This window comes from Stenotrophomonas sp. PUT21 (genome assembly GCF_052232875.1).
Classification (GTDB): Bacteria; Pseudomonadota; Gammaproteobacteria; order Xanthomonadales; family Xanthomonadaceae; genus Stenotrophomonas; species Stenotrophomonas maltophilia_N.
Genome location: NZ_CP197645.1, coordinates 614397 through 633458 on the forward strand (window position 1 = coordinate 614397; position 19062 = coordinate 633458).

The window sequence follows — 19062 nt, forward strand, 5'->3', positions numbered from 1 at the left end:
CTTCAGATGCGCCGCGCCACCACCACGCTGAGCATCGCCAGCACCAGCATGATCGCGAAGGTCAGCAGGTAGCCCAGCGCCTCACGGCCCTCCAGGAACAGCGCGAACAGTGAGCCGGAGACGGCCAGCGTGGTCGCCACGCCGAGGGCCTCGCTGAGCTGCAGGGCGGAGGTGTTGGCGCCCTGCTGCGCCGGCGGGGAGAGTGACAGGGTCAGCACCGACAGGCTGGGGTAGATCAGGCCCATGCCGAGGCCGGTCAGCACCCAACCGACCATCGCCGACCACAGCGGGATGCCCGGCTGTATCGCCAGCGAGGTTGCCAGGATGCCCACGCACATCAACAGGGCGCCGGCCTGCAGCAGTTGCCGGCGCGACCAGCCACGCCGCTGGTGGCCCTGCAGCCAGGAGCCGGAGAACCAGCCCAGCGCACCCAGGCTCAGCGCCACGCCGGCCACGACCGGCGTCAGACCCCGCTCGCGCTGCAGCAGCAGCGGCAGGAAGGCTTCGCAACCGAAGAACGCCGAGGCGGCGATACCGCGCAGCGCGATCACGCTGGGCAGGCCGCGGCGCAGGCGCAGCGTGCCGGTCGGCAGCAGCTTCCAGCTGCACAGGGCGAGCAGGGCCAGGGCGGGCGCCAGCAGTGCGATGGCGAGCCAGCCCTGTTGCTGGCCGCCGATGTACAGCGCCAGCGCGCCGAAGGAGGCCCCCACCGCCCAAGGCACCACGTTGCGGCCACGGGTGCCGGCGGTCACCGTGCCGACCTGGCGCAGCGCCGGGCGCAGCAGCAGTGCCGCCGGGATCGCCAGCAGCGGCACGATCAGGAACACCCAGCGCCAGCCCAGGTGCTGCACGATCAGGCCGCTGATGCTGGGGCCGATCAGCGAGGGCACCACCCAGCCGGCAGAGAATGCGGCGAACACGCGCGGCCGCATCGGCTCGGGGAATGAGCGCCCGACCAGCACATACAGCGCCACGGAAATCGCGCCGGCACCCAGGCCCTGCATCAACCGCCCGAGCACCAGCACCGGCATATGCTGGGCGAAGCCGGCCACCAGCAGGCCGGCGATGAAGCAGGCCAGGCCCAGCCACAGCGGCCGCGCCGGGCCCTGCAGGTCGCTCCAGCGCCCGGACAGCGTCATCCCGATCACACTGGTCGCCAGCGTGCCGCCGAAGGCCAGCGCATACAGGCGCAGCCCGTCCAGGTCATGGGCGACGGTCGGCATCGCCGCGGCTACCGCCAGGGCTTCAAAGCCATGCAGGGAGACCAGCGCGACCATGCCGATCGTGGTCGCGCGGTAGGCCGGCGACAGGATCGAGGGGATCGGGGCATCCTCCACCGGAGCGGTGGCGGGTGGTGTGGAGGCGTCAGCGGACATGCGGATTCCAGACATCGGGGGAGGGCCGGGCTTGCAGTGCATTCCGGCGGCGCGCAGGATGCCACCTGAACCATGGTTGAGGTCAAGCAGTGATCGCGCAGGAACTGAGTGTAGGCGAAGTCGCCAAACGGAGCGGCGTGGCCGTATCGGCGTTGCATTTCTACGAGCGCAAGGGCCTGATCCGCAGCCTGCGCACCGCCGGCAACCAGCGCCGCTTTGCCCGCGATGTACTGCGCCGGCTGGCGGTGATCCGGGTGGCGCAGCGAGTCGGCATGCCGCTGGAAGCGGTGGCGAGTGCGTTCGCGGCGCTGCCGGAAAACAAAACGCCGACCAAGGCCGAGTGGGCGAAGATGTCGGCGCTGTGGCGCAGTGAGCTGGACCAGCGCATCGAGCAGTTGCTGCTGCTGCGCGACCAGCTCACCGACTGCATCGGCTGCGGCTGCCTGTCGTTGAAGCGCTGCCGCCTGACCAACCCCGGCGACACGCTGGGCGATCAGGGCGACGGCCCGCGCCGCTGGGAGTAGTGCCGGCCGGCGCCCGCCTCACCAGACGGTGAACACCTGTCCGCTCTGGATGCCTTCCACGCTGCGCTGGTAGGCCAGCGACGCGCGCTGCGCCGTCACCGGTTCAAAGCCCGGGAAGTACGCACCGTAGTCGTCCATCGATTCGGCCAGCACGTTCGGGCTGACCGCATTGATGCGCAGCCCGCGCGGCAGCAGTTCACACGCCGCGGCGCGCACGAAACCCTCCAGCGCGGCGTTGGCCGCCGTGGCGTTGGCGCCATCCCGGATCGGCTGGGCGCTGATGATGCCGCTGGTCAGGGTGATCGAGCCGCCGGTGTTGAGGTGATGCTGGGCGGTCAGGCTCAGCCGCACCTGGCCGAGCAGCTTGTCCTGCAGCCCCAGGTTGAAGTCGGCGGCCCGCATCTGCGCCAGTGGACCGAAGTGAACCTGGCCGGTGGTCGCGATGACCGCATCGACCTTGCCCACCTTGGCGAACAGCGCGTGCACGCTGGCGTCGTCAGTGAGATCGACCTGCACATCGCCGCCGTGGCGACCGGCGCGGATCAGTTCATGGTGGACCCCAAGCGTGCTGGCGACCGCCTGGCCCAGGGTGCCGCTGGCACCGACAAGAAGGATCTTCATGTGCATGTCTCCCGTAAACGTAAGGGGCGGAGCCACGCCATGTGTGGCTGCGCTTGGTCGTCAATCATTCGCCGCCGACAATGCCTGCCCGCGCGTCGTCGCCGCGTCGATCGCGCGCGCGACCATGGCTTCAAAGCCGTCGGCCTGGAAACGCTCGATCGCGGCCTGGGTGGTGCCGTTCGGCGAGGTCACGCGGCGACGCAGCTCGGCCGGGGCTTCGCCGGACTCGTCCAGCATGCGCGAGGCGCCCAGCAGGGTCTGTACGACCAGCGTGCGGGCCGCGTCGGCGGGCAGGCCCTGGGCGATGCCGGCCGCTTCCATTGCTTCTGCCAGCAGGAACACGTAGGCCGGGCCACTGCCAGAGACGGCGGTGACGGCATCCATGCGCGCTTCGTCATCGATCCATACGGTGCGCCCCGCGCTGGCCAGTACGGTGTCGGCCTGCGCGCGCTGTGCGGCGTTGACGGCCGCGGTGGCGAACAGTCCGGTTACACCGGCGCCGAGCAGGGCGGGGGTGTTGGGCATCGCGCGGACCACGGCCTGGCCACCGCCCAACCAGCGATCCAGCTGGCCACTGGTGATGCCGGCGGCGATGGAGACCACCAGCGGCTGCTTGCTCCGGGCGATATCGGTCAGCGAGGCGCAGACATCGCGCAGCACCTGCGGTTTCACTGCCAGCACCCAGACCGTGCCTTGTGCGGCGGCTTCGGTCGCGCTGGCGTAGGTCTTTATGCCGAACTCGGCGGTCAGCGCTTCACGCAGCGCGGTGACCGGCTCGGCGACATGCAGGCTGGCGGGGGCCACGCCCTGGCGGACCAGACCGGCGATCAGGCTGCGGGCCATGTTGCCGCCGCCGATGAAGGTGATGGGGGACGTGCTCATGAACTCTCCTTGGAACGGGCGGGGCGCTCAGGCCGGCCGCGGGCGGGCGCCGAACAGCGCGGTGCCGATGCGGACCAGGGTGGCGCCATGGGCGATGGCTTCAGGGTAATCGCTGCTCATCCCCATCGACAGCGTATCCACATGCGGATACGTTGCCGCCAGCGCGGCAAACAACGCACCCATGCGGGTGAAGGCGGCCTGCCGGCGTTCGGCGTCAGGCCACGGGGCTGGAATCGCCATCAGCCCGCGCAGGCGCAGCTGCGGCGCGGCAGCGATGGCGGCGGCGAGGGGGGGAATGTCCTCCGGCGCGCAGCCGTGCTTGCTGTCCTCGTCATCGATGTTGACCTGGATCAGCACGTTCAATGGCGGCTGGCCGGCCGGGCGATGCGTGGCCAGCGCGGTGACCAGCTTGAGGCGGTCCACGCTCTGCACCCAGTCGAAATGGCGGGCCGCCAGGTCGGCCTTGTTGGACTGCAGATGACCGATCAGGTGCCACTCCAGGCCCAGCGCGGCCAACGCCTCGATCTTGGCCACCGCCTCCTGCACGTAGTTTTCGCCGAAGGCGCGCTGGCCCTGCGCGGCCAGGGCCTGCACGGCCTCGGCCGGCTGCGTCTTGGAGACCGCCAGCAGCACCGGATCTGGCCGCCCGGCGGCAGCGGCCGCGTTGTGCAGGTTCGTCAGGAGGGTGGGCAGGGGCTGGGCGGTCACGGCGGGTCCGGTGGATCAGGGGCTGAAGCGTATTGTGCACATCTCGATCTATACTGCCGCCCGGGGAAAGAACCTTCCAGTCGCAGCAGTCATGGGGAGTAGCAGCGCATGGATATCGCCGAGCTGTTGGCGTTTTCTGTAAAGAACAAAGCGTCGGATCTTCATCTGTCGGCCGGCCTGCCGCCGATGATCCGCGTTGACGGCGATGTCCGTCGCATCAATATTCCGGCCCTGGACCACAAGCAGGTCCACGCGCTGGTGTACGACATCATGTCGGACAAACAGCGTCGCGATTACGAAGAGTTCCTCGAGGTCGATTTCTCGTTCGAGATTCCCTCGCTGGCACGCTTCCGCGTCAACGCCTTCAACCAGAACCGCGGCGCGGGTGCGGTGTTCCGTACCATTCCCTCCGAGGTGCTCACGCTGGAAGACCTGGCCTGCCCGCCGATCTTCCGCGAGCTGATCGATCAGCCGCAGGGCCTGATCCTGGTCACCGGGCCGACCGGTTCGGGCAAGTCGACCACGCTGGCGGCGATGATCGACCACATCAACAAGAACGAATACGGCCATATCCTCACCGTCGAGGATCCGATCGAATTCGTGCACACCTCGCAGAAGTGCCTGATCAACCAGCGCGAAGTGCATCGCGACACGCACGGCTTCAACGAAGCGCTGCGTTCGGCCCTGCGTGAAGATCCGGACATCATCCTGGTCGGCGAACTGCGCGATCTGGAAACGATCCGGCTGGCGCTGACCGCGGCAGAAACCGGTCACCTGGTGTTCGGCACGCTGCACACCAGCTCGGCGGCCAAGACCATCGACCGCATCATCGACGTGTTCCCCGCCGGCGAGAAGCCGATGGTGCGCTCGATGTTGTCCGAGTCGCTGCGCGCGGTGATCTCGCAGGCCCTGCTGAAAAAGGTCGGTGGTGGGCGTACCGCCGCATGGGAAATCATGGTCGGCACCCCGGCCATCCGCAACCTGATCCGCGAGGACAAGGTGGCGCAGATGTACTCGGCGATCCAGACCGGCCAGCAGATGGGCATGATGACCCTGGACCAGCACCTGCAGGACCTGGTCAAGCGCAGCCTGATCACCCGCAACCAGGCGCGCGAGTACGCCAAGGACAAGCGGATCTTCGAATAAGTTTCGAATCAGGGCAGTGCCGGCCGCAGGCCGGCTCCAGGCAACCTTCGGAGTACACCGCGATGAGCACCACCACCATCGACTTCACCTCGTTCCTCAAGCTGATGGCGCACCAGAAGGCGTCGGACCTGTTCATCACCGCGGGCATGCCGCCAGCGATCAAGGTCAACGGCAAGATCTCGCCGATCACCCAGACACCGTTGACGCCGCAGCAGAGCCGCGACCTGGTGTTGAACGTGATGACGCCGGCGCAGCGCGAAGAGTTCGAAAAGACCCACGAATGCAACTTCGCCATCGGCCTGTCCGGTGTCGGCCGCTTCCGCGTGAGCTGCTTCTACCAGCGCAACCAGGTCGGCATGGTGCTGCGCCGGATCGAGACGCGCATTCCCACCGTGGAAGAGCTGAGCCTGCCGCCGATCGTCAAGACGCTGGCGATGACCAAGCGCGGCATCATCCTGTTCGTCGGCGCGACCGGTACCGGTAAATCGACCTCGCTGGCGGCGATGATCGGCTACCGCAACCACAACTCGACCGGCCACATCATCACCATCGAAGACCCGATCGAGTTCGTGCACAAGCACGAAGGCTGCATCATCACCCAGCGCGAAGTCGGCATCGATACCGACAGCTGGGAAGCAGCGCTGAAGAACACCCTGCGCCAGGCCCCGGATGTGATCATGATCGGCGAGGTGCGCACCCGCGAGGGCATGGACCACGCCATCGCCTTCGCTGAAACCGGCCACCTGGTGCTGTGCACGCTGCACGCCAACAACGCCAACCAGGCGATGGACCGCATCATCAACTTCTTCCCGGAAGACCGGCGCAACCAGCTGCTGATGGATCTCTCGCTGAACCTCAAGGGCGTGGTCGCCCAGCAGCTGATTCCCTCGCCGGATGGCAAGACGCGCAAGGTCGCGATGGAAATCATGCTGGGTACGCCGCTGGTGCAGGATTACATCCGCGACGGCGAGATCCACAAGCTCAAGGAAGTGATGAAGGACTCGGTCCAGCTGGGCATGCGGACCTTCGATCAGAGCCTGTTCGAGCTCTATCAGGCCGGCGAGATCAGCTACGAAGACGCACTGCGCTACGCCGATTCGCAGAACGAAGTGCGCCTGCGCATCAAGCTCTCGCAGGGCGGCGATGCACGCACGCTGTCGCAGGGGCTGGATGGGGTGGAGATTTCGGAAGTCCGCTGAGCAACGAGTTCCGCAGTGCGTTCACGGGCCGCAAAAACCTTGCGGCCCGCTTCATTTCAGCAGCGCATTGCGCTGGCTTGTACGTCATTCAAGGAGGAATGTCGGTGACACAGGAAGCGGCATTGAAGGCGCGTTTCGCCGGCACGGAGACGGACACGCTGTTGGAGCTGTGGGCGAATCACGAGCGGCTCGACTGGGCCGAGACGATCCTCGCTGCCGAGTTGGCCGAGCGTGGGATCGCCCCAGCCGAGCTGGCGTCCTTGGCGTCGGCGCGTGGCAGGCTGGCAGCGGAGAAGGCGGTGTCCGCGCGCGACACCTTCGTTGGCTATGGCTTGCTGGGCCGCGCCTGCGCGGTGTTGCTCGCCGTCGCGGCGTCGACAATGGTCGGTGCGCTGTTCGGTAAGCTGATGGGCACGGTCGCGATGCTGTTGGTCTTCTTGGGCTATGTGGCGATCCTGGCACCCCGGTTGGTGCTGCAGTCACGTCAGCGAAACGGCGGTGCGGTGGCCTTCGTGCTCGCGTATCAGTATCTGGAGCTGGGTCTGTTACTGGTGATCGTCATCGGTGGCATGGGCTGGGTGGTGCCGCGCTTGCTGGCGTGATTTCCATGGCCGTACGAACGGCATTGGGACGCCGCATTGATGAGCCACGCTCATCACCGACAGCACCCCGCACTATCCAATCTCCCCAGCCGACAGGGCTATCGTGGCTGTCCCCCATGACGCCGGTCCCACCGGCAGGAGCACCACCATGCAGACACGTGAACTGGGCCGCAGCGGCCTGCGGGTTTCCGCCCTAGGCCTGGGCTGCATGGGGCTGAGCTACGGCTATGGTCCGGCGACCGGCCGCAGCGAGGCGATCGCGCTGCTGCGCGCCGCCGTCGAGCAGGGCGTGACCTTCTTTGATACCGCCGAGGCCTATGGCCCGTTCTTCAACGAGGAACTGCTGGGCGAGGCGCTCGCGCCGTTCCGCGACCAGCTGGTGATCGCCACCAAGTTCGGCTTCAAGGACGGCCATGCCGATGCGGGCCTGGACAGCCGCCCCGAGCGTATCCGCGCGGTGGCCGAGGCCAGCCTGTCGCGCTTGAAGACCGACCGCATCGATCTGTTCTACCAGCACCGGGTCGACCCGAACGTGCCGATCGAGGATGTGGCCGGTACGGTCAAGGACCTGATCGCCGAGGGCAAGGTGAAGCACTTCGGGTTGTCCGAGGCCGGCGTCGATGCCATCCGCCGGGCGCACGCCGTTCAGCCGGTGACGGCGCTGCAGAGCGAATACTCCCTGTGGTGGCGCGAGCCGGAACAGGCGGTGCTGCCAGTGTTGGAAGAACTGGGTATCGGCTTCGTGCCGTTCAGCCCGCTGGGCAAGGGCTTCCTGACCGGTGCCATCAACGTGGACACGCAGTTCGCGGCGGATGACTTCCGCAACAGCGTGCCGCGGTTTGCGGCCGAAGCCCGCCAGGCCAATCAGGCGCTGGTGGATCGCATCAGCGCCATTGCCGCTGACAAGGGCGCGACGCCTGCCCAGATCGCCTTGGCCTGGCTGCTGGCGCGCAAGCCGTGGATCGTGCCGATTCCCGGCACGACCAAGCTGCATCGCCTGACGGAGAACCTGGGCGCGGTGGCCGTGGTGTTGAGCGATGCGGAGCTGCAGCAGATCGGAGCGGCGCTGGACAGCATCGCCATCGTCGGGGATCGCTACAACGCCGAGCGGCAGAAGCTGGTCGCGCGCTGAGCGGGGCGATGGGGCGCACGACCAACGGTCGTGCGCTACCCGTCCCACACATCTCGGGTAGGTGCCGACCGTGGGTCGGTACACACCTCACCCGCGAATGAACGCCAACAGATCCGCGTTGATCACGTCCGCATGGGTGGTGCACATGCCATGTGGATACCCTTTGTAGACCTTCAGCGTGCCGTGCCTGAGCAGCTTGATGGCCAGTTCCGCCGAATCGGCGATCGGCACGATCTGATCGTCGTCGCCGTGCATCACCAGCACCGGCACGTCGATTTTTTTCAGGTCGTCGGTGAAGTCGGTTTCCGAAAACGCCTTGATGCAATCGTAGTGCGCGTTGATCGCGCCCATCATGCCCTGCCGCCACCAGTTATCGACGATGCCCTGTTGCGGGGGCGTGCCCTCGCGGTTGAAGCCGTAGAACGGAATCGGCACCTCGCGGTAGAACGCCGCACGGCCCGCGACCAGTGCCTGGCGGAAGCCATCGAAGACCTCCTTCGGCGTGCCGCCCGGGTTGGTCTCGCTTTTGACCATGATCGGCGGCACCGCGCCGATCAGCACCGCCTTGGCCACGCGCCCGGGTTTGGCCTGCGCCACGTAATGGGCGACCTCACCACCGCCGGTGGAGTGTCCGATGTGGATGGCATCGCGCAGGTCAAGGTGATCGGCCAGCGCGTTGACGTCCGCAGCGTAGGTGTCCATCTCATGCCCGCCGCTGGTCTGCGAGGAGCGACCATGGCCGCGGCGGTCGTGCGCGATCACGCGGTAGCCCTGCAGCAGGAAGAACTGCAGCTGGGTGTCCCAGTCATCGGCGCTGAGCGGCCAGCCGTGATGGAACACGAGGGGCTGTCCCTTGCCCCAGTCCTTGTAGAAGATCTCGGTCTTGTCTGCGGTGGTGACGTAAGGCATGGCACGCAACTCCTGAGGGAGGGGAAGGGCACGGCGGGGTACCCGTGCATGCTGCGGCCGCAGGGTGTTCAGCCGCGATGAACGGCGGATGTCGGTCTGGCGTCGGTGGCCCAGCCCCTGCACCGGCGGTGGCTGAATCAATTTCACCAGCAACTGTCACGCCGATCGTGTCTAATACCGCTCCCCACGTCACACCCCCACCCCCATGTCCCTTGATTCCCATGGCCCCGCGCCGTGCGACGACGCTGACGGCCACCTGGTCACCGCAGGTCCGCTGACCCCGCCACCGGACAGCGCCGGTACCATGGCCGACGAGAAAGCCCTGCGCCATTCCGTGGCCGAGGACGTGCAGGGCATGGTCCTGGCGACGCTGGTCGCCTCGCTCGGCCTGGCGATCTTCGCCAAGGGCGGGCTGATGATCGGCGGCATGGCCGGGCTCGCCTTCCTGGCGCACTACGCCTTCGGCTGGAACTTCGGCGTGGTGTTCGTGCTGGTCAACCTGCCGTTCTACTGGGTGGCCGTGCGGCGCATGGGCTGGGAATTCACCCTGAAGACCTTTGCGGCGGTCACCGCCTGCGGCGTGCTGACCGACCTGCTGCCGCGCTGGGCCGATTTCGCCCACATGAGCTCGCTGTACTCGGCCATCGTGGGCGGGGCGCTGGCCGGCCTGGGCATCCTGTTCTACATCCGCCACCGGGCCAGCCTGGGCGGCATCGGCATCCTGGCGGTGTACCTGCAGCGCACGCGTGGCTGGAGCGCCGGCAAGGTGCAGATGTCGTTCGACACCCTGCTGATGTGCGTGGCCTTCTCGGTCCTGTCCCCCTCCAAGGTGATGTACTCGGCGATCGGCGCGGTGGTGCTCAGCCTGGTGCTGATGTTCAACCACCGCCCGGGCCGCTACATGGGCGTCTGACGCCCGCTACTCACCCTGCGGCGGGACCGGCACGAGCGTCACGCCGGAGACCCAGCGGCGGCTGCGCAGGTCCAGCGTGGCCGCCTGCTCGCCGGGGCCGCGGTACAGCCACAGCTGGCAGCACAGCGCATGGTCGCCGGCATAGCTGCTGCGCAGGGCGATGAGCGTGGCGCTGTAGCACTGCTTGCCTGAGCGGATCACGGTGTCGGCGGCGGTATCGAAGGTGTAGCTGCCCGCGCCGCGCCACGGCCAGATCTCGGCCTCGCCCGGATCGGTGCCGGGTGGCACCGGGCAACGCGCCTGTTCGTCGCCAAAGTGCGCCACGCCGTCGCCATCGAGGGTCAGCGCGGCCAGCAGGTGGTCGATGTGCTTGAGCAGGCGCCGGTCCCCTGCGATCGCGGTGGCCTGGGCATCCAGCGGTTCGCCGTCGAGATGCATCACCGGGTCGGCCAGCCGGTGCTGGCGGCCGTAGCGCACCTGCAACTGCACCGCCGGGCTGCGCTCGCGGGGATCGGCCGACAGCGGCCGGTTCAGCAGCAGGGTATCGCCGTAATAGTCGCCATCGCGGTAGGCGATGTAGCTGACCCCGTCGATGCGCAGCCAGTACAGCCCCTGGTCGCTGCCGCGCCCGCTGATGCCGTACTGGCCCTGCGCCCAGGGGCGCTGCGGGTCCAGGCTGTCGGGCACCACGAAGCCGCGCTGCGGATCGCGCCGCAGCAGGTCCACCTGCGTGTACAGGCCGGTGCCGCCGCTGTACGCGCTCTGCACCAGGTCGCGCTGCCCGTCGCCGTCCAGATCGAGCAGGGAGAGCGACAGCTCGCCCATCTCCACCGGCACGGTGTGCTGGGCATCGGTCTGGTGCAGATAGCGGGTCACCGCGTCCCAATCGGCCGGGGCGACCGTGGCCGGGCGCACCAGTGCCGGTAGCGGGGCATCGCTATCGCCGGCCACCGGAATCTGCAGGTCGATGCCGGTCTCGTCGCGGTAACGGGCCAGGACGGTGTCGATCGGGGCCGGGTCGTCGGCCGGCACCGCGGCGATCTCCGCGCGCAGGCGCTCCAGCACGCCATCCAGGTCGCTTGCGGCAGCCAGCGGGGGCAGGCTCAGGGCAGCGAGCAGCGCAGCCCGCACGACGGGGTGGGTCACCTCTGGCGCCAGGCCGGCTTGAGCGTGTCGATGCGCTTGAACACGGGGCAGTCCGGGCTGTGGGCACCGGGCAGGTAACCCAGGCTCATCAGGAACTCGCCGGTGATCTCTCCGCCAGTGAAGCGGAAGGTCTTCTTGAACAGCTTCACCCACCCGGCCTTGTCCAGCGGATGGTGGGCATCCAGCCACCCTGCGAAGCTGCCATGGCTGGCCCGCAGCTGCTGGATTACCTGGGCGTTGTGGACGGCGGCGTGCACCTTGAGCCGGTTGCGGATGATGCGGGCATCGTTGAGCAGACGCTCGATATCGCGCTCGCCGTAGGCGGCCACGGTGTCCACGTCGAAGCCGTCGTAGGCGACACGGAAGCCCTCGCGTTTCTTCAGGATCGTCTCCCAGCTCAGGCCGGCCTGGTTGATCTCCAGGATCAGGCGCTCGAACAGCTCACGCTCCTCGCGCTGCGGAAAGCCGTATTCGTGGTCATGGTAGTGGCCGTGGACCGGATGGCCGGGGGCGATGAGGCAGTAACCGGACACGTGCAGCTCCTTGCGATGGCGGATCAGGCGCGCGGGCCAGGGCACACGCAGGGCTGCATTATGTCAGCGCGAAAGCGCACATCACGGCCAGCGGCTAGAATGGGCCCATGTCTGAATTGTCCACTTCGCTTGCCCACCACCTGCTGGTCGCGCTGCCGTCGCTGACCGACCCCACCTTTGCCCGTACCGTGGCGCTGATCTGCCAGCACGACGAGAACGGCGCGATGGGCGTGCTGGTCAACCAGCCCTCCGAGTACACCCTCGGCGATGTGCTGGCCCAGATGGAGATCACCACCACCAGCGATACGCTGCCCGGCCAGATCGTGCTCAACGGCGGCCCGGTGCATCCCGAGCGCGGCTTCGTGATCCATGACGATGCGCGCGGCTGGGATTCCAGTCTGGCGGTGGGCGAGGGCGTGTTCCTCACCACCTCGCGCGACATCCTCGAAGCGATGGCCCGCGGCGAAGGCCCGCGCAATGCGCTGGTCACCCTGGGCTGCGCCGGCTGGAGCGAGGGGCAGCTGGAATCCGAACTGGCCGAGAACACCTGGCTGGCCGTGCCCGCGGATGCAGATCTGCTGTTCAGCACGCCGCTGGACGAGCGCTGGCAGGGCGCGGCGGCACGCATCGGCGTGGACCTGTTCCGCCTCACTGATTACAGCGGCCATGTCTGAGCCGGTCACGCCCGCGCCCGCCGCGGCCGCACCGCCGACCATCCGTCGCGACGGCACCGTGCTCGGCTTCGATGTCGGTTCGCGCCGCATCGGCGTGGCCATCGGCAGCTCGTTCGGCACCCATGCGCGTGCGATCGCCGTGGTCGATGTCCACGGCAACGGCCCGGACTGGACCGCCGTGGAGCGCCTGATCAAAGAGTGGCGGCCGGACGGCCTGGTGGTCGGCGATCCGCTGACCCTGGATGGCCAGGACCAGCCCAACCGCAAGCGCGCGCAGGGCTTTGCCCGCCAGCTGCGGGAACGTTTCAAACTGCCGGTGGTGCTGGTCGACGAGCGCTCCAGCTCGGTCGAGGCGGCACGCCGGTTCGCGGTCGAGCGCGCCGAAGGCCGCAAACGCCGCCGTGATGCCGCGGCACTGGATGCCGTGGCCGCGGCGGTGATCATCGAACGCTGGCTCTCCTGCCCGGATGACGCCACCCCCGTTTCCTGACCCTCAGACCCTGCCCATGACCGCCTCGCAACTCGATTCCGATGGACGCCTGCGCCACCTGCTGACCCTGGAAGGTCTGCCCCGCGAAACCCTGCTGCAGCTGCTCGACCGCGCCGGCCAGATCCGCGACGCGGCGGTTGGCCGGGTCGGCAACAAGCGCCACGTGCTCGGCGGCTCGGCGGTCTGCACGCTGTTCTTTGAACCCTCCACGCGCACCCGCAGCTCGTTCCAGCTGGCCGCCCAGCGGCTGGGCGCGGACGTGCTGAACTTCGATGCCTCCACCTCCTCCACGCGCAAGGGCGAGACCGCCTGCGACACGCTGAAGAACCTGGAAGCCATGGGTGTGCGCGGCTTCGTCGTCCGCCATCCCGAGGATGGTGCGGTGGCGGCGCTGGCCGCGGCGGCCGGCGAGGGCACGGCGCTGGTCAACGCCGGTGACGGCCGCAGCGCGCACCCGACCCAGGGCCTGCTGGACATGCTGACCCTGCGCCAGGCCAAGGGCAGCGATTTCTCGAAGATGAAAGTGATCATCGTCGGCGACGTGAAGCACTCGCGCGTGGCCCGCACCGACCTGCATGCGCTGCGCACGCTGGGTGTCGGCGAGATCCGCGTGTGCGGCCCGCAGTCGCTGCTACCGGACGATGACACCCTGAAGGGCTGCATCGTCGGCGACGATTTCGACGCCATGCTGGAAGGCGCCGATGCGCTGATGATGCTGCGCCTGCAGCGCGAGCGCATGGAGGAAGGCCTGGTGCCCTCGCTGGAGCAGTACCACGCGCAGTACGGCCTGGATGCCGCGCGCCTCAAGCGTGCCGGCACCGATGCCGCCGTACTGCACCCGGGCCCGATCAACCGCGGCGTGGAAGTCACCGACGAGGTGGCCGACGGCCCGCAGTCGTGGGTGCTGCGCCAGGTCGCCAATGGCGTGGCCGTGCGCATGGCGGTGCTGGAAACGTTGCTGGGGTAAGCAGCCTTTCAACACGGCAGGTGCCGCCCGTTGGTTGATACGGGCGTGTGGCCCACCCGCGGTGGGTACCTGCCGGTCATCCAATCACCGCTGCTGCGCGAACAGCCATGCCCACATCGCGGCATCGGCATACGTCGCGTCCCACGCGTTGTGGTTGCCATCGGGATACTCGGTGTAACGCACATCCCTCGCGCCGGTCTGCTGGAACGCGGCGTGCAGCTTGCGGTCGTCCTCCGGCGGCACCACGTCGTCCAGCGCGCCATGGAACATCCAGATCGGGACGTGCTTCAGCCGCTGGGCGATGGCTGCGTACGGATCGGCTTCGTGGGCGACGTCCTCCACGAACAGGGTGGGGCGCACCGCACGCGGCGACAGCACCGCGCCGCAGACCGGTACGATCGCGGCGAAGCGGGCCGGTTCGGCCAGCGCGATGTTCCAGCTGCCATAGCCGCCCATCGACATGCCGGTCAGGTACTGGCGTTGCGGGTCGGCGCCGAACTCGGCGATGGCGGCATCCAGCGCCGCCAAGGCGATGCGATTGTTCTCGCCGGACCACTCCTGGTCATCCGGCGTCTGCGGCAACACGACCAGCGCCGGGAAAGTGGAGGGGTGCTGGCGCAGGTACGGGCCGAGCCCGGCCTGGGTCTGGCGGCGGCCGTCGCGGCCCCGTTCGCCGGAGCCGTGCAGGAACAGCACCACCGGCAGTTCGCCGCGCGAGGCCGCTGCGTTGCGAGGCACGAATACCTGGTAATACGCAGTCTGCCCCTCCACCTTGACCGCGCGGCCGACGAACTGGCCCCCGGATGTTTCCGGCGTGCTCGCGCATCCGGCCACCGTCATCATCGCCACCGCCCACAGCAGCCAGCTTCCCCAGCGTCGCGCCATTGTCGTGCCTTGTCTGAAATCGATTTCAGTCTAGGCCCGGTAGCGCGCCGGAGCATCGTGCAGTGCATCAGTCCGGGCGCGGCGCCGCGGCGAGGATGTCCAGCTGTTCGATCGCCTCGGGGTGGCCACCCGCAGCGGCCGCCTGCACCTGGGCCAGGCTGGGGTGGACCACCAGCAGGATCGGGTTCTCGCACTGTGGGCAGTCGAACTGCGCTTCGTCTTCGTGCAGTTCCATCGGCATCTGCCGCGCGCTGCCCTGCCATTCGCAGGCAGCGCAGGTATAGGTCGCGTCGCGCCAACCGGGGACGAAGTAATTGTCGAGGGTCACGGCCATGCGGGGTCCAGGGTCAGTGCAGCAGGATCAGGCTGGCCAGGCCGAGGAAGCTGAAGAAGCCCATGACGTCGGTGACGGCAGTCACCACCACGGTGCCGGCCACGGCCGGGTCCACGTTCATGCGCTTGAGCAGCAACGGCAGCAGGACGCCGGCCAGGGCCGCGGCGCAGAAGTTGATGATCAGCGCCATCGTGATCACCAGCGAGAGCAGGAAACTGTGGAACCAGAGGTAGGCGATGATGCCGACCACGGTGCCGATCAGGGTGCCGTTGATCAGCGCGACCCGCGATTCCTTCCACAGCAGGATGCGCGCATTGCTCTGGCCAACCTGGCCCAGCGCGATGCCGCGCACCATCAGCGTCAGCACCTGCACGGCCGCATTGCCGCCGACGCCGGCCACGATCGGCATCAGCACGGCCAGCGCCACCACTTTCTGCAGGGTCAGCTCGAACTGGCCGATCACGCTGGCCGCCAGGAACGCGGTGCACAGGTTGATGCCCAGCCACACCACGCGGCCGCGCACGGCGCGCTTGATCGGCGAGAACAGATCTTCTTCTTCGTCCAGACCGGCGGCGCCCAGCGCCTGGTGCTCGGCCTGCGACCGGATGATGTCGACCACGTCATCGATGGTGATGCGGCCGAGCAGGATGTTGTTGTCGTCCACTACCGGCGCGGAGACCCAGTCATGATCGGAGAACTGGCGCGCGACTTCATCGGCGCTCTCGCCGACATCGATCGCCGGCTGCTCGTCGTCGATCAGGCGGTTGATCGGGGTGTTGTCCTCATGCGTCACCAGTGCGGCCAGCGAGAGGCGGCCGAGGTACTGATGGCGGCGGCTGACCACGAACAGGTGATCGGTGTGGTCGGGCAGTTCGCCACGCAGGCGCAGGTAACGCAGCACCACATCCACGTTGACGTCGGCGCGCACGGTCACCACGTCCGGGTTCATCAGGCGGCCGGCGCTGTCCTCGGGGTACGACAGCACCTGCTCGAGCCGCTCGCGGTTCTCGCGGTCCATCGACTTGAGCACTTCATCGATGACCGTGTCCGGCAGATCCTCGACCAGGTCGGCAAGGTCATCGATGTCCAGGTCTTCGACCGCGGCGATGATCTCGTCCGGGTCCATGTCGGCCAGCAGGCTTTCGCGCACTTCCTCGCCGACGTGGACCAGCACCTCGCCGTCGTCTTCCGGATCGACCAGGCCCCAGACAATCTCGCGCTTGCCCGGGGGCAGCGATTCGAGCAGGTTGCCGATTTCCGCCGGCGCCAGGGTATTGACCAACCGACGGACCGGACCCAACCGCCCGCTGTCCAGTGCATCGGACAACAGCCGCAGCTGGCGCGCCGTCTTGTCGTGGCGTACGGCTTCGGCCATGCGCAGCTCCTGCGGAAAAAGAAAAAGGCCGCTATCCGGTAGAGGATGCGGCATGGGCGGTGGTCACCGCGTCATTATCGCGCGCTTACATGTCAATCCGGTAGGCCATCACCGCAGGCGATGCCAGCGGTCACGCGGTCGCCAGGCTCGCCTTCTCGATCCAGCGTTCAATGCCGCGGCGGTCGCGCGCCTGCAGCAGCTTGGGGGCCATCGCCTGCAGTACGGACAGGTCACTGTCGCGCACCGCGCGGCGTACTTCCAGCAGCGTGCCCGGGTGCAGGCTGAACTCCGTCAGCCCCAGCGCCAGTAGCAGACGCGTCATCAGCGGATCGCCAGCGATCTCGCCGCACACTGCCACCGGGATGTTGTAGGCCTGCCCGGTTCGCAGGATATGCGCCAGCAGGCGCACTACCGCCGGGTGCAGCGGCGAATACAGCTCGCCAACTGCCTCGTTGTTGCGGTCGGCGGCGAGCAGGTACTGGACCAGATCGTTGGTGCCGATCGAGAGGAAGTCGACCAGATCGATGAAGCTCTCCAGCGCGATCGCCGCCGCCGGGACTTCGATCATCGCGCCGAACGGGATGTGTTCGGCCACCTCGTGGCCTTCGGCGCGCAGCAGCTCGGCCTGCTTGGCCAGGCGCCGGCGGACGGCGAGGATCTCCTCGCGGGTGCTGACCATCGGAATCAGGATGCGCAGCTTGCCGTAGGCCGAGGCGCGCAGGATCGCGCGCAGCTGGGTGTCGGCCACTTTCGGCCGCGCCAGCGACAGGCGCACACCGCGCAGGCCCAGGGCCGGGTTTTCTTCGTTGCTCAGGGTCAGCCCGGTGCGGTCGGCCTTGTCCGCGCCCAGGTCCAGGGTGCGGATGGTGACCGGCCGCCCGCTCATGCCGAGCGCGGCATCGCGGTAGGTCTCGAACTGCTCCTGCTCGTCCGGCAGCTCGTTACGCTGCAGGAACAGGAATTCGGTGCGGTACAGGCCCAGCCCGTGTGCGCCCAGCGCATGCGCCTGGGTGACGTCTTCGCTGGACTCGGCATTGGCGAGCAGGGCGATATCGACGTTGTCGCGGGTGCGGCTGGGTTTGGTGCGCAGGCGGCCGAGTTCGCGCTGTTCGCGCGCGTGCTCGCGCAGCCGCACGCGGTAATCGCGCAGGTCCGGTGCCTGCGGGTTGATCGTGACCGTGCCGTCGCTGCCGTCCATGATCAGCACGTCGCCGTCGGCGACCTTCTGCAGCACGTTCGGCACGTTGACGATCAACGGCAGGTGCAGGCTGCGCGCCAGGATCGCGCTGTGCGAGAGCGCGCTGCCACCGGCGGTGACGATGCCGACCACGCCGTGGGCCTGCAGCTGGGCCAGCTCGGAAGGGGCGATGTTGTCGCAGATCAGGATTTCGCCGGCCATGCCTTTGACGTCCGGCGGGCGCTTCTGCAGGAAGGCATGGATGCGCCCGATCACATGGTCCAGGTCGTCCATGCGGCTCTTCAGGTAGGCATCGTCCATGCCGTCGAAGACCTTGGCCAGGCGGTCGCGCTGCACACGCAAGGCGTAGCCGGCGCTGTATGGGCCACTGCGGATCAGCTCGTCCAGCCCGAACAGCAGCTCGGGGTCATCGAGCAGCAGGGCATGCAGGTCGAGGAACTCGCCGACCTCCTGGTTGAGCGCGCCATGCAGGCGCTGGCGCAGGTCATGCATTTCGCCGCGAGCCGCTTCCACGGCCACGTGCAGGCGCTCCAGCTCGGCCTCGATCTTGGCCGGGGGGATGCGCTGTTCGGCCACTTCCAGGGCATGCGGCAGGCGCACCCGGGCGCGGCCCAGGGCGTTGCCGCGCGAGGCACCGTGGCCGGACAACAGCATCGCCCCGGACGCGGTCCGGGCCGGTGCGGAGGATCCCGGTCGCGGTTGCCCCCCCATCCTCAGTTGTCCTCGTCGAAACGCCGTTCGAACAGGGCCACCACCGCGTCCATCGCGGCGGCTTCGTCTTCGCCCTCGATGCGCACGGTGACCGGGGTGCCCTGGCCAGCGGCCAGCAGCATGACGCCCATGATGCTCTTGGCATTGATTTCACGGCCTTTGGCGGCCATGGTCACGTTGCAGCGGAACGGCGCCAGCTCCTGCACCAGCTTGGCAGTGGCGCGGGCATGCAGGCCCAGGCGGTTGGAAACAGTGAGTTCACGTTCAAGCATCGTCGACAATCGCTCCATTGCGAGTGCCTGCCGCGGCTGTGGCAGGCAGTTGATCCAGTCCCTGTTCCGGATAATTCATCACCCGCATCAACATCGGCAGGCTCAGCGCCGAAACCCGGCGAGCCGGGGTGCCCAGACGAGCCAGTTGCCCGGCCAGATTGCTGGGGCTGGCGCCGTACAGGTCGGTCAGGATCAGCACGCCCTGGCCACTGTCCACCCGGCGCAAGGCGGCCGAGGCGAGCGGGAGCAGGACGTCCATATCTGCGTCGAACGGTACTTCGAAAGCTTCGGTCTTCAGCGGCAGGTGCCGCAGCAGACGGGTCGCCACGTCCAGCAGGGCCGTGCCGACACCGGGATGAGTTACGAGGAGAATGCCACAGGTCATTCCCGAACGTTAACAGGTCAACATGAATTGGCGATAGCACGCGTGAAAGACTGCTGTGTTCCGCGGTTCAGCGTGTCGAT

The 19062-nt window shown here is 67.8% G+C and carries 22 protein-coding genes; 9 read left to right on the forward strand and 13 right to left on the reverse strand.

All coding sequences use genetic code 11. From position 1 onward, the window contains the following. Positions 1–2: 2 nt before the first annotated feature. Positions 3–1376: an MFS transporter gene (locus ACTT2I_RS02910; protein WP_088432843.1), complete on the reverse strand. Its 1374-nt coding sequence runs from the start codon at positions 1374–1376 to the stop codon at positions 3–5. Positions 1377–1465: 89 nt separating this feature from the next. Here ACTT2I_RS02910 and soxR point away from each other — a divergent pair, with 89 nt between their 5' ends. Then, on the forward strand, positions 1466–1900 hold the full coding sequence (soxR, locus tag ACTT2I_RS02915) for a redox-sensitive transcriptional activator SoxR (protein ID WP_172407490.1): 435 nt from the start codon (positions 1466–1468) through the stop codon (positions 1898–1900). Positions 1901–1918: 18 nt separating this feature from the next. On the opposite strand, the gene ACTT2I_RS02920 is transcribed toward soxR, so the two are convergent. From ACTT2I_RS02920 to ACTT2I_RS02930, 3 genes are read right to left on the reverse strand one after another with little or no spacing between them, the layout of a single operon-like run. Continuing rightward, positions 1919–2521 (reverse strand): short chain dehydrogenase, encoded by a 603-nt coding sequence (locus ACTT2I_RS02920; protein WP_088432842.1) that lies wholly within the window; start codon positions 2519–2521, stop codon positions 1919–1921. Positions 2522–2581: 60 nt separating this feature from the next. Next, positions 2582–3403: a pyrroline-5-carboxylate reductase gene (proC, locus tag ACTT2I_RS02925; protein ID WP_088432841.1), complete on the reverse strand. Its 822-nt coding sequence runs from the start codon at positions 3401–3403 to the stop codon at positions 2582–2584. A 27-nt stretch (positions 3404–3430) separates the two neighbouring features. Then, a complete protein-coding gene (locus ACTT2I_RS02930; protein ID WP_421100486.1) occupies positions 3431–4111 on the reverse strand; it encodes a YggS family pyridoxal phosphate-dependent enzyme in 681 nt (226 codons plus the stop codon). Between the two features lie 108 nt (positions 4112–4219). Between ACTT2I_RS02930 and ACTT2I_RS02935 the strand changes: the two genes are divergently transcribed. The 4 genes from ACTT2I_RS02935 to ACTT2I_RS02950 all read left to right on the forward strand — a co-directional run bounded on the left by ACTT2I_RS02935 (position 4220) and on the right by ACTT2I_RS02950 (position 8190). Then, positions 4220–5257 (forward strand): type IV pilus twitching motility protein PilT, encoded by a 1038-nt coding sequence (locus ACTT2I_RS02935; protein ID WP_019185385.1) that lies wholly within the window; start codon positions 4220–4222, stop codon positions 5255–5257. Between the two features lie 62 nt (positions 5258–5319). Next, entirely contained in the window at positions 5320–6456 is a 1137-nt protein-coding gene (locus ACTT2I_RS02940) for a PilT/PilU family type 4a pilus ATPase (RefSeq protein WP_088432839.1), read from the forward strand. A 122-nt stretch (positions 6457–6578) separates the two neighbouring features. After that, positions 6579–7058, forward strand: coding sequence for a hypothetical protein (locus ACTT2I_RS02945; protein ID WP_421588923.1), 480 nt, complete (start codon positions 6579–6581; stop codon positions 7056–7058). Between the two features lie 148 nt (positions 7059–7206). After that, positions 7207–8190: an aldo/keto reductase gene (locus ACTT2I_RS02950; protein ID WP_421100488.1), complete on the forward strand. Its 984-nt coding sequence runs from the start codon at positions 7207–7209 to the stop codon at positions 8188–8190. A gap of 87 nt (positions 8191–8277) precedes the next feature. Here ACTT2I_RS02950 and ACTT2I_RS02955 read toward each other — a convergent pair whose 3' ends face one another. Further along, positions 8278–9099 carry an alpha/beta fold hydrolase gene (locus ACTT2I_RS02955; RefSeq protein WP_421100489.1) on the reverse strand — a complete coding sequence of 274 codons (822 nt, stop codon included), beginning with the start codon at positions 9097–9099 and terminating at the stop codon, positions 8278–8280. 205 nt (positions 9100–9304) lie between these two features. Here ACTT2I_RS02955 and ACTT2I_RS02960 point away from each other — a divergent pair, with 205 nt between their 5' ends. After that, a complete protein-coding gene (locus ACTT2I_RS02960) occupies positions 9305–10012 on the forward strand; it encodes a YitT family protein (RefSeq protein WP_421100490.1) in 708 nt (235 codons plus the stop codon). A gap of 6 nt (positions 10013–10018) precedes the next feature. On the opposite strand, the gene ACTT2I_RS02965 is transcribed toward ACTT2I_RS02960, so the two are convergent. After that, the gene (locus ACTT2I_RS02965) at positions 10019–11158 is read right to left on the reverse strand and encodes a hypothetical protein (protein WP_421100491.1); all 1140 of its coding nucleotides are present in this window, start codon (positions 11156–11158) and stop codon (positions 10019–10021) included. Beyond that, a complete protein-coding gene (locus ACTT2I_RS02970; protein ID WP_421100492.1) occupies positions 11155–11691 on the reverse strand; it encodes a DNA-3-methyladenine glycosylase I in 537 nt (178 codons plus the stop codon). Before ACTT2I_RS02970 ends, ACTT2I_RS02965 begins: the two co-directional genes overlap by 4 nt. Positions 11692–11798: 107 nt before the next feature. Between ACTT2I_RS02970 and ACTT2I_RS02975 the strand changes: the two genes are divergently transcribed. From ACTT2I_RS02975 to ACTT2I_RS02985, 3 genes are read left to right on the forward strand one after another with little or no spacing between them, the layout of a single operon-like run. Then, positions 11799–12365, forward strand: a complete 567-nt coding sequence (locus ACTT2I_RS02975; protein ID WP_088432833.1) for a YqgE/AlgH family protein — start codon at positions 11799–11801, stop codon at positions 12363–12365. Continuing rightward, positions 12358–12855, forward strand: a complete 498-nt coding sequence (gene ruvX / locus ACTT2I_RS02980) for a Holliday junction resolvase RuvX (RefSeq protein ID WP_088432832.1) — start codon at positions 12358–12360, stop codon at positions 12853–12855. Before ACTT2I_RS02975 ends, ruvX begins: the two co-directional genes overlap by 8 nt. A gap of 16 nt (positions 12856–12871) precedes the next feature. Further along, positions 12872–13822, forward strand: a complete 951-nt coding sequence (locus ACTT2I_RS02985) for an aspartate carbamoyltransferase catalytic subunit (RefSeq protein ID WP_088432831.1) — start codon at positions 12872–12874, stop codon at positions 13820–13822. 84 nt (positions 13823–13906) lie between these two features. Here the strand turns inward: ACTT2I_RS02985 and ACTT2I_RS02990 are convergent, their stop codons facing one another. The 6 genes from ACTT2I_RS02990 to ACTT2I_RS03015 form a co-directional block, all read right to left on the reverse strand. Then, a complete protein-coding gene (locus tag ACTT2I_RS02990) occupies positions 13907–14707 on the reverse strand; it encodes a prolyl oligopeptidase family serine peptidase (protein ID WP_421100493.1) in 801 nt (266 codons plus the stop codon). 67 nt (positions 14708–14774) lie between these two features. Further along, the gene (locus ACTT2I_RS02995) at positions 14775–15041 is read right to left on the reverse strand and encodes a hypothetical protein (RefSeq protein WP_088432829.1); all 267 of its coding nucleotides are present in this window, start codon (positions 15039–15041) and stop codon (positions 14775–14777) included. A gap of 13 nt (positions 15042–15054) precedes the next feature. After that, on the reverse strand, positions 15055–16416 hold the full coding sequence (mgtE, locus tag ACTT2I_RS03000; protein WP_088432828.1) for a magnesium transporter: 1362 nt from the start codon (positions 16414–16416) through the stop codon (positions 15055–15057). A gap of 130 nt (positions 16417–16546) precedes the next feature. Further along, positions 16547–18268, reverse strand: a complete 1722-nt coding sequence (gene ptsP / locus ACTT2I_RS03005) for a phosphoenolpyruvate--protein phosphotransferase (RefSeq protein WP_293984334.1) — start codon at positions 18266–18268, stop codon at positions 16547–16549. Between the two features lie 59 nt (positions 18269–18327). After that, the gene (locus ACTT2I_RS03010) at positions 18328–18597 is read right to left on the reverse strand and encodes an HPr family phosphocarrier protein (RefSeq protein WP_088432826.1); all 270 of its coding nucleotides are present in this window, start codon (positions 18595–18597) and stop codon (positions 18328–18330) included. Next, complete coding sequence (locus tag ACTT2I_RS03015) at positions 18590–18982, reverse strand: PTS sugar transporter subunit IIA (protein WP_019185401.1); 393 nt, start codon at positions 18980–18982, stop codon at positions 18590–18592. Before ACTT2I_RS03015 ends, ACTT2I_RS03010 begins: the two co-directional genes overlap by 8 nt. Positions 18983–19062 lie beyond the last annotated feature (80 nt).

Excerpts from the sequence above, each read along its gene's own strand:
- ACTT2I_RS02910 (WP_088432843.1), bottom strand. The coding sequence starts at position 1,376 with ATGTCCGCTGACGCCTCCACACCACCCGCCACCGCTCCGGTGGAGGAT.
- ACTT2I_RS02920 (WP_088432842.1), bottom strand. The coding sequence starts at position 2,521 with ATGAAGATCCTTCTTGTCGGTGCCAGCGGCACCCTGGGCCAGGCGGTC.
- proC (WP_088432841.1), bottom strand. The coding sequence starts at position 3,403 with ATGAGCACGTCCCCCATCACCTTCATCGGCGGCGGCAACATGGCCCGC.
- ACTT2I_RS02935 (WP_019185385.1), top strand. The coding sequence starts at position 4,220 with ATGGATATCGCCGAGCTGTTGGCGTTTTCTGTAAAGAACAAAGCGTCG.
- ACTT2I_RS02940 (WP_088432839.1), top strand. The coding sequence starts at position 5,320 with ATGAGCACCACCACCATCGACTTCACCTCGTTCCTCAAGCTGATGGCG.
- ACTT2I_RS02950 (WP_421100488.1), top strand. The coding sequence starts at position 7,207 with ATGCAGACACGTGAACTGGGCCGCAGCGGCCTGCGGGTTTCCGCCCTA.
- ACTT2I_RS02955 (WP_421100489.1), bottom strand. The coding sequence starts at position 9,099 with ATGCCTTACGTCACCACCGCAGACAAGACCGAGATCTTCTACAAGGAC.
- ACTT2I_RS02960 (WP_421100490.1), top strand. The coding sequence starts at position 9,305 with ATGTCCCTTGATTCCCATGGCCCCGCGCCGTGCGACGACGCTGACGGC.
- ACTT2I_RS02975 (WP_088432833.1), top strand. The coding sequence starts at position 11,799 with ATGTCTGAATTGTCCACTTCGCTTGCCCACCACCTGCTGGTCGCGCTG.
- ruvX (WP_088432832.1), top strand. The coding sequence starts at position 12,358 with ATGTCTGAGCCGGTCACGCCCGCGCCCGCCGCGGCCGCACCGCCGACC.
- ACTT2I_RS02985 (WP_088432831.1), top strand. The coding sequence starts at position 12,872 with ATGACCGCCTCGCAACTCGATTCCGATGGACGCCTGCGCCACCTGCTG.
- ACTT2I_RS02990 (WP_421100493.1), bottom strand. The coding sequence starts at position 14,707 with ATGGCGCGACGCTGGGGAAGCTGGCTGCTGTGGGCGGTGGCGATGATG.
- ACTT2I_RS02995 (WP_088432829.1), bottom strand. The coding sequence starts at position 15,041 with ATGGCCGTGACCCTCGACAATTACTTCGTCCCCGGTTGGCGCGACGCG.
- mgtE (WP_088432828.1), bottom strand. The coding sequence starts at position 16,416 with ATGGCCGAAGCCGTACGCCACGACAAGACGGCGCGCCAGCTGCGGCTG.
- ptsP (WP_293984334.1), bottom strand. The coding sequence starts at position 18,268 with ATGCTGTTGTCCGGCCACGGTGCCTCGCGCGGCAACGCCCTGGGCCGC.
- ACTT2I_RS03010 (WP_088432826.1), bottom strand. The coding sequence starts at position 18,597 with ATGCTTGAACGTGAACTCACTGTTTCCAACCGCCTGGGCCTGCATGCC.
- ACTT2I_RS03015 (WP_019185401.1), bottom strand. The coding sequence starts at position 18,982 with ATGACCTGTGGCATTCTCCTCGTAACTCATCCCGGTGTCGGCACGGCC.